This window comes from Streptomyces sp. PCS3-D2, from assembly GCF_000612545.2.
Taxonomy (GTDB): domain Bacteria; phylum Actinomycetota; class Actinomycetes; order Streptomycetales; family Streptomycetaceae; genus Streptomyces.
Genome location: NZ_CP097800.1, coordinates 3,980,116 through 3,993,189 on the forward strand (window position 1 = coordinate 3,980,116; position 13,074 = coordinate 3,993,189).

At 72.8% G+C, this 13,074-nt stretch carries 13 protein-coding genes; 10 read left to right on the plus strand and 3 right to left on the minus strand.

From position 1 onward, the window contains the following. Window positions 1-64: 64 nt before the first annotated feature. From AW27_RS17425 to AW27_RS17465, 9 genes are all read left to right on the plus strand, one after another. Complete coding sequence (locus AW27_RS17425; protein WP_037920164.1) at window positions 65-499, plus strand: Lrp/AsnC family transcriptional regulator; 435 nt, start codon at window positions 65-67, stop codon at window positions 497-499. Then, complete coding sequence (locus tag AW27_RS17430; protein WP_037920163.1) at window positions 496-1,389, plus strand: DUF2797 domain-containing protein; 894 nt, start codon at window positions 496-498, stop codon at window positions 1,387-1,389. The genes AW27_RS17425 and AW27_RS17430 overlap by 4 nt, the downstream gene beginning before the upstream one ends. A 112-nt stretch (window positions 1,390-1,501) precedes the next feature. Then, complete coding sequence (locus AW27_RS17435; protein WP_037920162.1) at window positions 1,502-1,798, plus strand: hypothetical protein; 297 nt, start codon at window positions 1,502-1,504, stop codon at window positions 1,796-1,798. Beyond that, the gene (locus AW27_RS17440) at window positions 1,782-2,663 is read left to right on the plus strand and encodes an amidohydrolase family protein (protein WP_037920161.1); all 882 of its coding nucleotides are present in this window, start codon (window positions 1,782-1,784) and stop codon (window positions 2,661-2,663) included. Before AW27_RS17435 ends, AW27_RS17440 begins: the two co-directional genes overlap by 17 nt. A 105-nt stretch (window positions 2,664-2,768) precedes the next feature. Then, window positions 2,769-3,536 (plus strand): response regulator transcription factor, encoded by a 768-nt coding sequence (locus AW27_RS17445; RefSeq protein WP_037920160.1) that lies wholly within the window; start codon window positions 2,769-2,771, stop codon window positions 3,534-3,536. Next, the gene (locus AW27_RS17450) at window positions 3,536-5,089 is read left to right on the plus strand and encodes a sensor histidine kinase (protein WP_037920159.1); all 1,554 of its coding nucleotides are present in this window, start codon (window positions 3,536-3,538) and stop codon (window positions 5,087-5,089) included. The genes AW27_RS17445 and AW27_RS17450 overlap by 1 nt, the downstream gene beginning before the upstream one ends. Before the next feature lie 25 nt (window positions 5,090-5,114). Next, window positions 5,115-6,395, plus strand: a complete 1,281-nt coding sequence (locus AW27_RS17455) for a bifunctional glycosyltransferase family 2/GtrA family protein (RefSeq protein WP_037920157.1) — start codon at window positions 5,115-5,117, stop codon at window positions 6,393-6,395. Beyond that, window positions 6,392-8,602 (plus strand): ArnT family glycosyltransferase, encoded by a 2,211-nt coding sequence (locus AW27_RS17460; protein WP_037920155.1) that lies wholly within the window; start codon window positions 6,392-6,394, stop codon window positions 8,600-8,602. The genes AW27_RS17455 and AW27_RS17460 overlap by 4 nt, the downstream gene beginning before the upstream one ends. A 201-nt stretch (window positions 8,603-8,803) precedes the next feature. Then, window positions 8,804-9,439 (plus strand): TetR/AcrR family transcriptional regulator, encoded by a 636-nt coding sequence (locus AW27_RS17465; RefSeq protein ID WP_037920153.1) that lies wholly within the window; start codon window positions 8,804-8,806, stop codon window positions 9,437-9,439. 179 nt (window positions 9,440-9,618) lie between these two features. Here AW27_RS17465 and AW27_RS17470 read toward each other — a convergent pair whose 3' ends face one another. Next, window positions 9,619-11,211 (minus strand): MDR family MFS transporter, encoded by a 1,593-nt coding sequence (locus AW27_RS17470; RefSeq protein WP_483316555.1) that lies wholly within the window; start codon window positions 11,209-11,211, stop codon window positions 9,619-9,621. 61 nt (window positions 11,212-11,272) lie between these two features. Then, window positions 11,273-11,713: a MarR family winged helix-turn-helix transcriptional regulator gene (locus tag AW27_RS17475; protein WP_052030341.1), complete on the minus strand. Its 441-nt coding sequence runs from the start codon at window positions 11,711-11,713 to the stop codon at window positions 11,273-11,275. Between the two features lie 117 nt (window positions 11,714-11,830). On the opposite strand from AW27_RS17475, the gene AW27_RS17480 reads away from it, so the two are divergent. After that, window positions 11,831-12,070 (plus strand): hypothetical protein, encoded by a 240-nt coding sequence (locus AW27_RS17480; protein ID WP_037920149.1) that lies wholly within the window; start codon window positions 11,831-11,833, stop codon window positions 12,068-12,070. Between the two features lie 147 nt (window positions 12,071-12,217). Here the strand turns inward: AW27_RS17480 and AW27_RS17485 are convergent, their stop codons facing one another. Then, complete coding sequence (locus tag AW27_RS17485; RefSeq protein WP_037920146.1) at window positions 12,218-13,021, minus strand: hypothetical protein; 804 nt, start codon at window positions 13,019-13,021, stop codon at window positions 12,218-12,220. Between the last annotated feature and the right edge of the window lie 53 nt (window positions 13,022-13,074).

Below are 13,074 nucleotides of genomic sequence, written 5' to 3' on the forward strand. Positions count from 1 at the left end.
GGTGAGATTGCAGGAACAGGTACCGTCTTCGCAAGGGTTGTCAGGCCCAAGAGAGGAAGATTGCGTGGACGACATCGACCGGGCGCTCGTCCTGCGCCTGCAGCAGGACGCCGGGCAGTCCTACGCGGCCCTCGGCACGGCCGTCGGGCTTTCTGCCGGGGCCACCCATGAGCGGGTACGCAAACTGCGCGAGCGCGGGGTGATCCGGCGGACCACCATCGATGTGGACCCGACCGCCGTCGGCAGCGGGGTCCTCGCCTACGTGATGGTCGACGCCAACGCCTGGATGGGAGAGTCCGCGGAAGCCTTCGCCGCGATCCCGGAGATCCAGGAGGCGCACATCATCGCGGGCAGCGCGTCGGTGCTGGTGAAGGTCCGCACGGCCTCGACCGAGCAGTTGCAGGACGTCCTGCGCCGCCTCTACGCCATCGACGGCGTCAGCGGTACGCACGCGACCGTCGTCCTGGACACCTTCTTCGAGCGGCCGCTCCCGCTGTGACCTGGTGGTGCACCGGGATCCGGTGGAAGGGGTCCGGACCCGTCATCGGCTGGTACGGCCAAGGGAGAGGCGAGCGCGCGAGCGCGCTGGAGTACGGGCAGCTGTTGGCCTTCGTCGCACGCGGGGAACGGCACTGCCTGGGCGTGTGGAGGGCCGGGAAGCGGACGCCCTGTCCGGCCTCCGCCACCGTTCCCGGGACTGGAGGCGGTGCGCAGTGCCCCGAATGCGCCCGCCTCGACCGGTCGTTCTCCGTGGCGGCCGACACCAACGCCGCCGATCCGCGGACCTACCGGGTCTATCTGGCCTGGTTCGGCCCCGGCCTGGTCAAGGTCGGGATCACCGCCGAGGAGCGCGGCCGTGCCCGGCTGCTGGAGCAGGGTGCGATGTCGTGGACCTGGCTGGGACGCGGGCCGCTGATGGCGGCCCGGCGTACCGAGGAGCTGTTGCGGGCGGCGCTCGGGGTGCCCGACCGGATCCCGTACGCGCGCAAGCGCGCCGTACGGGCTCATCTGCCCGGCGCGCCGGAGCGGGCGCGGGAGGTCGCAGAGCTGCACGGCCGGGCTGTGGCCCTGGCCGGGTGGCCGGAGTCCCTGGAGCGGCTGGGATGTGAAGTCTCCGACCATGCAGCGGTGTTCGGGATGGACGACTGGCAGGGGCGCCCGTCCCCGGACCGGGTGGTCGCGCAGATGACGGCCGACGGGGCCGTCGTGGGGCGGCTGGTCGGCGCCGCCGGGCCCGATCTGCACGTCGAGGACGGTTTGGTGGTCGACACCCGGCTGTTGGCCGGCTGGGAGCTCGCCGCACCGTGCGAGGGGGCGGCGACCTCGGTTCCGGTCGTACAGATCCCACCCGCAGGAGCCCCGCCCGCGGAGCAGGACGGGCTGTTCTGATGTCCTGGCCGGGGAACCAGGAGGGCCGGTCCACGGCCATGTCCCGGATCTCCTGGATCTTCCGGGCCGATCCGGTGGACACGCCGGGGGCGCTCCGCAGAGGGTGGTGAGCATGACCCTCCAGCCCCCGGGAGCCTTCGAACCGCCCAGTGCCATGGCCGTTCCCCGTGGCCTCCACACCGAGATCGTCCAGGCCGTCCCCGGCTGCCTCGGCCACGCGTCCGCGCGCACTGCCGAGGGCCCGGCCCGCACCGCCGCATCCTTCCTGGGCCGTGGGTCCCTTGCCGTCCGGCGAGAGGAGCCGGAGCACCGGAAGGCCGGGAGCACGGGCCGCGCCGACTGGCAGGAGAGCCGCACCCCGCGCATCGCCACCGTCGAGCGGAGCCACGGCTGTGTCCGCAACGGCTGACGCGGTCCGCGTCTTCCGACAGAGGCTCGGGCTGCCCGGACTGGTCGACGTCCACACGCACTTCATGCCCGAGCGGGTCCTGGAGAAGGTGTGGGACCACTTCGATGCCATCGGCCCCCTGACCGGCGTCGAGTGGCCCATCACCTATCGCCTCGAGGAGGAGCAGCGCGTCGCGCTCCTGCGGGATTTCGGGGTTCGGGCCTTCACTTCCATGCTCTACCCGCACAAGCCGGAGATGGCCGCCTGGCTCAACGCCTGGTCCGCCGCGTTCGCGGCCCGCACACCCGACTGCCTGCACACCGCCACCTTCTTCCCGGAGCAGGGGGTGGATGCGTACGTCCACCAGGCAGTGGAGGCAGGTGCCCGGGTGTTCAAGGCACACCTCCAGGTCGGCGGCTACGACCCGAACGACCGCCTGCTCGACCCGGTCTGGGGGCTGCTGGCCGAGGCCGATATCCCCACCGTGATCCACTGCGGCTCCGGTCCCGTCCCCGGCAGGTACACCGGCCCCGCCCCGGTCGCCCGGCTGCTGGACCGCCATCCCCGGCTGCCGTTGATCATCGCGCATATGGGCCTGCCCGAGTACGCGGACTTCCTCGACCTGGCCGACCGCCATCCGACGGTGCGCTTTGACACCACCATGGCCTTCACCGACTTCTCCGAGCGGTTCGGCGGGTTCCCGCCCGCGGACCTCGGACGGCTCGCGGACCTCGGCGACCGGATCCTGTTCGGAACCGACTTCCCGAACATCCCCTACCCGTACGAGCACCAGCTCGCCGCCCTCGAACGACTGGGCCTGGGCGACCCCTGGCTACGGGCGGTCTGCCACGACAACGGCGCCCGGCTGTTCATGCTCGACGGCTGACCCGCCCCCACCACCCGCCCGCACCCCCGACGGGCGGGGCCCTTTCTCAGGAAATTCACAGGTTGGGGCAAGAACGCTCTCAGAGGCACCGGGGAGCGTGTCCGTATGACTGCGACGACCACCTCCCTTGCGTCCACGTCCACCAGCAACCACACGGCTCTGGTACGGCCCGACGGCGGGCCCTGCCGGGTGCTCGTCGTCGACGACGAGGCCTCCCTCTCCGAGCTGCTGTCCATGGCCCTGCGCTACGAAGGTTGCGAGGTCCGCAGCGCCGGCGACGGCGCCGGGGCACTGCGGGCCGCGCGCGACTTCCGCCCCGACGTGGTCGTCCTCGACGTCATGCTCCCCGACATGGACGGTCTCACCGTCCTCGGACAGCTGCGCCGGGAGATCCCCCAAGTTCCCGTCCTGTTCCTGACCGCCAAGGACTCTGTGGAGGACCGCATCGCGGGCCTCACCGCGGGCGGCGACGACTACGTCACCAAGCCCTTCAGCCTGGAAGAGGTCGTGGCCCGGCTGCGCGGCCTGGTGCGGCGTTCGGGTGCGGCGCAGGCGGCGCGCGGCGGCTCCGTGCTGACCGTCGGCGACCTGCGCCTCGACGAGGACAGCCACGAGGTGGTGCGCGGCGGCCAGGACGTCCACCTGACGGCCACCGAGTTCGAGCTGCTGCGCTATCTGATGCGCAACCCGCGGCGTGTGCTGAGCAAGGCGCAGATCCTGGACCGGGTCTGGTCCTACGACTTCGGCGGTCAGGCCAACGTGGTCGAGCTCTACATCTCCTACCTGCGCCGCAAGCTGGAGAGCGGCCTCGGCCTGCCTCCGATGATCCACACCCGGCGCGGCGCCGGCTACCTGATCAAGCCGGCCGAGTAGTGGCAGCGCGCAGGATCCGGCGACCGGGCGGGCGCCGGCCCTGGTCACTGCGGACCCGGCTCGTCGTCGCGGCGGTGGCCCTGATCGCCGTCGTGGGAGCGGCCATCGGAACCGTCACCACCCTCGCTCTCCGCTCGTACCTGGTCACCCAGCTCGACGAGCAGCTGGAGACGTCCATGCGGATGGCCGCCCGGGCACCCGGCGGCAAGGCGGCCCGGGAGAACGGCGCGGGCATCGTCATGGCCCCCGGCAGCCCGCTGGACGCCGTGGGGGTTCGCCTGGATCACCATGGCGCGGTCCTCGGGAGCGCCCGCAACACTCGCGGCGAGGGCTGGTCTCCCGACCAGGTGCCGCCGTCCCTCACCGAGGCCCAGAGCACCACCCTCGCCGCGGCCGCCCAGAAGACCGTGCAGGGGTCGCCCGAGCGGGCGGTGGGCGCCGAGTTGCCGGGCTTGGGCGCCTACCGGGTGCTGGCCTCCCCCGACCGGACCGTCGTCCTGGCCTTCCCGCTCAGCGAGGTCAACGCCACTGTCGGAGCTCTGGTCGGGGTCGAGGTCTGCGTCACCCTGGCCGGACTGATCGCCGCTTCGCTCGCCGGGCAGGCCCTGGTGGGCGTCGCCCTGCGCCCGCTGCGCCGGGTCGCGGCCACCGCCACCCGGGTCTCCGAACTGCCCCTGCACAAGGGCGAGCCCGCACTCCACGAACGGGTCCCGGACGCCGAGGCCGACCCCCGCACCGAGGTGGGCCAGGTAGGTGCCGCCATCAACCGGATGCTCGGGCACGTCGCGTCCGCCCTCACGGCCCGTCAGCAGAGTGAGACGCAGGTGCGGCAGTTCGTCGCCGATGCCAGCCACGAGCTGCGCACGCCGCTGGCCTCCATCCGCGGCTACGCCGAACTCACCCGGCGGGGCCGCGAGGAGCCCGGGCCCGACACACGGCACGCCCTGGGCCGGATCGAGTCCGAGGCCACCCGGATGACCGGCTTGGTCGAGGACCTGCTCCTGCTGGCCCGGCTTGACGCCGGGCGTCCGCTGTCCACCGCCGACGCCGAAACCGACCTCGCTCCGCTCGTCATCGACGCCGTCAGCGATGCCCGGGCCGCCGGGCCCGATCACCACTGGCGGCTGAACCTGCCCGAGGAGCCCGCGTCCGTACGCGCCGACGCGGCCCGCATCCAGCAGGTGCTGGTCAATCTGCTCGCCAACGCCCGTACGCACACGCCGCCCGGCACCACCGTCACCGCCCATGTTTCACGTGAAACATCCGCCGTCCGACTGCGCATCGAGGACGACGGGCCCGGCATCGCACCCGAGCTGCTCCCCCGCGTCTTCGAACGCTTCGCCCGTGGTGACGCCTCCCGCTCCCGTGCCGCCGGTTCCACGGGCCTCGGACTGGCCATCGTCCAGGCCGTCGTCACGGCCCACGGCGGCAGCGTCGACGTGCAGAGCGAACCGGGTCGGACCTGCTTCGACGTCGTCCTACCGCTCGACGGGTCCATCGGGGCGGCGGCTGCGGACTCACAGACGGGGCACAGGCTCAGCACACTGAGGTGACAGGAGGCCGCGGGAGTGTCGGAACATGCCAACCGACACCTCTCCCGGGGCCCTTCCGGCACGGGCGCCCCTCGCGCCCGTGCCCGGCGAGCCCGTCCTCGACGTGGTGATCCCGGTCTTCAACGAGGAGAAGGACCTCGGGCCGTGCGTGCGCCGACTGCACGAGCACCTCACCCGGACCTTCCCCTACCCCTTCCGGATCACGGTCGCCGACAACGCGAGCACCGACCGCACCCCCGAGGTCGCGGCCCGGCTCGCCGCGGCGCTGGACGGCGTGCGCAGCACCCGTCTGGAGGAGAAGGGCCGGGGCAGGGCCCTGCGTACGGTCTGGTCCGGTTCCGAAGCCCCCGTCCTCGCCTACATGGACGTGGACCTCTCCACCGACCTGAACGCACTGCTGCCGCTGGTGGCCCCCCTGATCTCCGGTCACTCCGACCTCGCCATCGGCACCCGGCTGGCCCGCTCCTCGCGGGTCGTCCGCGGAGCCAAGCGGGAGTTCGTCTCCCGTGCCTACAACCTCCTGCTGCGGTCCTCCCTCGCCGCCCGGTTCAGCGACGCCCAGTGCGGCTTCAAGGCCATCCGGCGCGAGGTCGCCGAGCGACTGCTGCCGCTCGTGGAGGACACCGGCTGGTTCTTCGACACCGAGCTGCTCGTGCTCGCCGAGCGGGCCGGCCTGCGGATCCACGAAGTGCCCGTGGACTGGGTGGACGACCCCGACTCCACCGTGCACATCGTCAAGACCGCCACCGATGACCTCAAGGGCGTCTGGCGCGTCGGCCGGGCGCTGGCCGTCGGAGCGCTCCCACTCGACCGGCTCGCCCGCCCCTTCGGCGACGATCCGCGCGACCGTACCGCGGTGCCCGGGGTGGACGGCGGGCTGGCCCGCCAGCTCATCGGCTTCTGCACCGTCGGAGTCCTCTCCACCCTGCTCTACCTGGTGCTGTACTCCGCCTTCCGGGGCGGGGCCGGCCCCCAGCTGGCCAACGGCGCGGCCCTGCTGCTCTCCGCCGTGGCCAACACGGCGGCCAACCGCCGGCTGACCTTCGGGGTCCGCGGCCGGGCGCGTGCCGTACGCCACCAGGCCCAGGGCCTGGTGGTCTTCGGTATCGGGCTGGCCCTCACCAGCGGTTCCCTCGCCGCCCTCACCGCGGCCACGCCCCATCCCGCGCACGGCACCGAGCTCGCCGTCCTGATCACCGCCAACCTCGCAGCCACCGTGCTGCGCTTCCTGCTCCTGCGCGCATGGGTCTTCCCCGAGCGGCGCGGCACCGATTCCCGCCCGTCCATATCCAAGGAGAGCCGATGACCACGGCAGCAATCCCGATCTTCCCGGCCGCCGTGGCCGGCGCCTCTGTCGGCCGGCCCCGCTGGGAACGGCCCGCCCTCGCCGGCCTGCTGATCGCCACCGCAGTCCTGCTCCTGTGGGACCTGGGCGCCTCCGGCTACGCGAACTCCTTCTACTCGGCAGCGGTGCAGGCCGGCAGCGAGAGCTGGAAGGCCTTCTTCTTCGGCTCCTCCGACGCGGGCAACTCCATCACCGTCGACAAGCCTCCGGCCGCGCTGTGGCCGATGATGCTGTCGGTCCGCCTCTTCGGGCTGGGATCCTGGCAGATCCTCGCCCCGCAGGCCCTGATGGGCGTGGCGACCACCGGCGTGCTGTACGCCGCCGTACGCCGCCAGTTCGGACCGGGAGCTGCGTTGTTGAGCGGTGCAGCCTTCGCGCTGACACCCGTCGCCGCGCTGATGTTCCGCTTCAACAATCCCGACGCGTTGCTGACCCTGCTGCTCACCGTCACCGTGTACTGCCTGTTGCGGGCCCTCGAAGGGGCGCACACCCGCTGGCTGGTCTGGGCCGGGGTCGCGGTCGGCTTCGCCTTTCTCACCAAGACCCTGCAGGCCTTCGTCATCCTGCCGCCGCTCGCCGTGCTGTACGCGGTCTGCGCGCCCACCGGGCTGCGCCGCAGGCTCGGCCAGCTGCTGCTTGCGGGCGGCGCGATGGTGGTGGCGGGCGGCTGGTGGGTCGCCGTCGTCGAACTGTGGCCCGCCTCCTCCCGTCCCTACATCGGCGGATCGCAGAACAACTCCTTCCTTGAGCTGACGCTCGGCTACAACGGCCTCGGACGGATCAACGGCAACGAGACCGGCAGTGTCGGCGGCGGTGGAGCGGGGGGACCCGGTGGCGCCGGCGGCGGTGGACGCTGGGGAGAGAGCGGCATCGACCGGCTCTTCTCGGGCAACATCGGCGGGCAGATCTCCTGGCTGCTGCCGGCTGCCCTGGTGCTGCTGGTGGCCGGGCTGGTGATCACCTGGCGGGCCCGTCGCACCACCGACTCGGTGGACGGGATGGCCCGCGCGGCCTTCCTGGCCTGGGGCGGCTCGCTGCTGATCACCGCGCTGGTCTTCAGCTACATGCAGGGCATCTTCCACGAGTACTACACCGTCGCACTGGCGCCCTTCGTGGCCGCGCTGATCGGTATGGGCGTCGCCGTGCTGTGGGAGGAACGCGGCAGCACGCCGGCCGCCATCACCCTCTCCGGCACGCTCGCACTGACGGCGATCTGGTCATACGTGCTGCTCGGCCGTGCCACCGACTACCTGCCCTGGCTGCGCTGGGCGGTGCTGGTGGGCGGGCTCGCCGCCGCGGTCGCGCTGCCCTTCGCGGGGCGGGCCGGCCGGCGGATGCTCCAGCTCACCGTGGGACTCGGGGTGGCGGCGGCCCTGGCCGGGCCGTTCGCGTACTGCATGACCACCGTGAGCACCGGCCACACCGGCTCCATCGTGACCGCCGGACCGGCGGTGGCGGGAAGCCGGGGCGGCCCCGGCGGGATGCCCGGCGGTCCGGGCGCCCCCGGCGGGATGGGGCAGGGCGGTCCGGGCGGCCAGGACGGCGGCCAGCGCGGCGGCGGTACCTGGCCGGGCGGCGGGCAGCAGCCCGGTGGCGCGCTGCCGCAGGGCGCCGTACCGCCGGGGCAGGGGCAGGGGCAGGGGCAGGGGCCGGGGCCGGGGCCGGGGCAGGACGGTACGCCCGGAGCGGGCGGTCGCGGAGCAGGGCGGCCGGGAGGCTTCCCCGGCGGGATGCAGGGCGGCCGAGGCCCGGGCGGCGCAGGTGGCCTGCTCAACGGCGCCCAGGTCAGTGCCGAGGCCAAGGAGGCCCTCACGGCCGACGCCGAGGACTACACCTGGGCGGCGGCGGCCATCGGTTCGCAGAACGCGGCCAGTTACCAGCTGGCTTCGGGCGTGCCCGTCATGCCGGTCGGAGGCTTCAACGGCAGCGACCCCTCGCCGACCCTGGAGCAGTTCAAGGAGTACGTGCGGGACGGCAGGATCCACTGGTTCATCGGCCAGAGCAGTGGCGCCGCAGGCGCCGGCGAGGACGGCGGACGCCGAGGCGGCGGCCCGGGAGGCCCCGGCGGTGGCACCAGCACGGAGATCGAGAACTGGGTCAAGGCCACGTTCAAGGAGTCCACGGTCGGAGGTGCCACCTTCTACGACCTGACCGCACCGGTGTCCTGACCAAGCGTCATCCGCGGCTGTGTACACGGCCTCCGCCTGTCATCCGGCCCTGGCCGGCGGGGGCCTCTGAGGGTCGGGGGAGATCCCGTGGCATCGGACACCGCTCCCCGTTCCGGCCCGATCGGCGGCCCACCCCCTAGCATCAAGAGGGCGGACCGGGCATTCCGGGGCCGGTCCAGCCGTCCCGAGGAGGGTGCCTGCATGGTGACCGCGGCCGATCCGGGAGAGACCCGATCCAGTGTGTGGCTGGTGGCCAGGTCCGGCCCGCCCGGGAGACGCCGCGCCGAAGCACCCTCCGGGCTCGACCGGGACCGGATCACCCATGCCGCCGTGCGGCTGCTCGACGCCGACGGACTCGCCCGGTTCTCGATGCGGCGGCTGGCCTCCGGGCTCGGAGTCACCGCGATGTCCCTGTACTGGTACGTGGACACCAAGCACGACCTGCTCGAACTGGCCCTGGACCGGGTCCTGGGCGAGCTGGCCCTGCCGACGGGGCAGCCGGGGGGCGGCGGGGCAGGCTGGCCGGACGGGCTGAAGGACCTGGCCCTGGGCTACCGGCGGGTGCTGGCGGACCACCCGTGGGTGGCTCCGCTCAGTGCCGCCTACCCGAACATCGGCCCGCACGCGCGGGCCTTCGACGCCGCCCTCCAGCGGCTGATGGACGCCACCGGGCTGATGGGGGCCGCGCGGACCGGCGCCCATCTGGCCGTCCGGCAGTTCCTGCACGGCTGCGGGGGCGCGGTCCGGCGGACGCCCGAGGGCGACTTCTGCCTGGCGCTCGACGTCCTGATCACGGGCATCGAGGTCCAGGCCACCGCGGCCGGCGTACCGGCCTGAGCACGAGCCCGGCCTGAGCCCGGCCTGAGCACGAGCCCGGCCGGAAGCCCGGCCCGGGACTCGGCGCGAGCCCCGGCCCGAACTGTGCCCGGCCGCGCCCGGGCACAGCCCGCGCACGACCGAGCGCCGCCCGGGAGACGGGGCGGCGCTCGGTGGGAGCAGGGGGGGAGCAGGGGGGATCAGGCCTTGACGGTGGCGTCCGCGACCTCGGCGGCCCTGGCCGCACCGGCGGACGAGGCACCGTCCGAAGCCGCCGCCGGGGTGTGCGCCGCGGGCTTCGACTTCAGGGCGACCTCCTTGATGAACACCACCAGCACCAGTCCGAGAAGCGCGAACGGGGCGGCGTAGAGGAAGACGTCGCCGACGCCGTGCCCGTACGCGGACTCGATGACCTCGCGGATCGGCGCGGGCAGCTTGTCGAGGTCGGGGATCCCGCCGCCGGAGGTGCCGCTCTGGCCCAGGGCCGCGGCCTTCGGGCCGAGGGCGGTGAGCCCCTCCTGGACGTAGTGGGTGACCCGGTGGGCCATGACCGCGCCGAGTGCCGAGACGCCCATGGCGCCGCCGAGGGAGCGGAAGAAGGTGACCACCGAGCTGGCCGCGCCCAGGTCCTCGGGGGCCACCTGGTTCTGGGTGGCGAGGACCAGGTTCTGCATCATCATGCCGAGACCGAGGCCGGTCACCGCCATGTAGACCGCGATGTGCCAGTACGGGGTGTCGTACCGCAGGGTGCCGAGCAGCCCCAGCCCGGCCGTCAGCAGCACACCGCCCGAGACGAGCCAGGCCTTCCACTTGCCGGTCTTGGTGATCACCTGACCGGAAACGGTGGAGGAGACGAAGAGCCCGCCGATCATCGGAATCGTCAGGATTCCGGACATCGTGGGGGACTCGCCCCGGGCCAGCTGGAAGAACTGGCTGAAGAACACGGTCCCCGAGAACATCGCGATGCCCACGAAGAGGGAGGCCATCGAGGCGAGGGTGATGGTCTTGTTCCGGAAGAGCCGCAGCGGGATGATCGGGTCGCTCGCACGGGACTCGACGAGGACGAAGAGCAGTCCGAGGACCACCGAGCCGCCCGTCATCGCCCAGGTCTGCCAGGAGATCCACTCGTAGGAGTCGCCGGCCTGGGTGACCCAGATCAGCAGCAGGGACACGGCGCCGCTGATCAGGAAGGCGCCCAGCCAGTCGACCTTGACATCCCGCCGCACGACCGGCAGCCGCAGGGTCTTCTGGAGGACGATCAGCGCGATGATCGCGAAGGGCACGCCGACGTAGAAGCACCAGCGCCAGCCCAGCCACTCCGTGTCGGTGATGACACCGCCCAGCAGCGGGCCGCCGACGGTGGCGACCGCGAAGACCGCGCCGAGGTAACCGCTGTACCGGCCGCGCTCGCGCGGGGAGATCATCGCGGCCATCACGATCTGGGCGAGGGCCGAGAGGCCGCCGACGCCGATGCCCTGGACCACGCGGCAGGCGATCAGCGTGCCGGTGTTCTGGGACATGCCCGCGACCACGGACCCGAGGACGTAGATCACCAGGGATATCTGGACCAGCAGCTTCTTGCTGAAGAGGTCGGACAGCTTGCCCCACAGCGGGGTGGCCGCCGTCATGGACAGCAGGGCGGCGGTGACCACCCAGGTGTAGGAGGACTGGGTCCCGCCGAGGTCGCTGATGATCTGGGGCAGGGCGTTGGAAACGATCGTGGAGGACAGGATCGCCACGAACATGCCGAGCATGAGCCCGGACAGCGCCTTCATGATCTGCGAATGGGTCATGTCCACGGATGCGGACACGGGGCCGGTGGTCGTCTCCGACTGGGCCATGTCTTTCCTTCCTCTAGAAGCTCGATCGGAGTCGGGCCAGCAGGGTGTTGAGTACGTCGATGTCCTGGGCGGACCAGTCGTGGAGGGCTCTCTCCAGGGCGGCGGTGTACCGGGCGCCGATCTCGGCGAGCAGCGCCCGTCCGGCCGGGGTGAGCCGCAGGATGCGGCAGCGTCCGTCGCCCGGGTCCGGCTCGCGCTCGATCCAGCCGCGGGCGGTGATGTGGGTGACGTGCCGACTGGTGACCGAGATGTCGACGGCCATCAGGTCGGACAGCCGGCTCAGCCGCATCTCTCCGTGCCGGTCGAGCACGGTGAGCACGGCGGCGGCGCCCGGCGGGCAGTCCGGGGGCAGATTGCGGGCGAGTTCCCGCTTGACCGCGCCGATCCCGGTCAGCCGGCGGGCCAGTTCCTCGTGCGGAGTGGTCCGCGTCGTCTGCGTTGTCTGCGTCGGCATCGAGCACCCTCCCATCTTGTTGCTTGAGGCAACCATAGAAGCCAATGGTTGCTACAGGCAAATTAATCTGGAGGCGGGGCGGTAAAGGAATCGGAAAACCGGCTAGGGTCCTGCTCCATGGCTGACAACCACAACTCACAGGCACCCGAGGGCAACTACGACCCGGCGGGCAGCACCCAGATGTTCCGGGCCTTCGTCGAGGAGGCTGCGCCGGCTCGGCAGGCGGGCCCCGGGGCGCGCCAGCAGCGTCGCGCCGAGCAGGAGGCGGCCAAGTCGTCCGGCCAGGCCGTGAAGATCGGGCTGGCTCTCGCGCTCGTGCTCGTGATCGGCGCGGTCGCCTGGGTCGTCATGCGCTGAGGTCGCCCCCCGGGCCGAGGCCCTGGCCCGCGCCGAGGCCCTGGCCCGCGCTGGGATCGCGGGTCGTGGTGAGGTCGCGGGCCGCGCCGAGGGGGGCCGAAGCGGCAGCGGGCGCCGAAGGTGCCGGGCTCCGGGTGCCAGGGCGGCTCAGCTCCAGGTCGCGGTGACCTTCCGGGTGTCCACGTGCATGCCCAGCGGCACCCGCCAGGCCTCCAGGCACACCGTGTAGGTCTGCGTCTTCGATGCCCCGCCCGCGATGGGCGCGGGTAGTGCCTGGGTCGTGGTGATCGTGGCCCAGTCGATGCCGAGGGCGCCGATGACGTGCGTCGCGAAGCTGACCGTGCCCGAACGGGCGGCGGTGGTGCCGGTGTTGGTGAAGGTCACGGTGACCCGCTCGCACCGGCGGTCGGCCGTGGCGGACCGGGTCGGCGCGGACAGCGCCAGCCGGGCCGGGGTGGCGGGCGGCGCCGGAGGCGTCGTACCGGGCGGGCTCGGAGGCCCGGTGGGGCCCGTCGGGGCGGTGGGGTCGGCGGGGTTCGCCGGTGTGGCCGGGCCGCCGGGTGTGGCGGGCCCTCCTGGTGTGGCCGGCCCCCCGGCTGTACCAGGGGTGCGGCCTCCGGCGGTGGTGTCGGGAGCGCCGACGGAGCCGCTGGGCGCGGTGGCCGTCGCCCCACCCGTCATGGGGCTGCCCGCGGTACCCGATCCGGCGGGGCCGGCCTGCGTACGGCGCGGCGAGGCGGATCCGCCCGCCGCGGGCGGATCGCCGAGCTGGTGGAAATCCACGCCGTCCTGCGGGGCGACGTTCTCCCCCGCGCCCCGTTCGGGGCCCGGGGCGGCGGCGCCCACGGCGGAGAAGCCCTCGCGCGCCGGGCCGCCGCAGCCGGTGAGGCCGCCGACGGCCGTGCAGCACAGGGTGAGCAGTGCGGTGGCCGCCCGCGATCCCTTTCGCATCGCGCCAGTGTTCCTGACGGATCGTCAATTGTGAAGCGGTCGGCACCTGATCG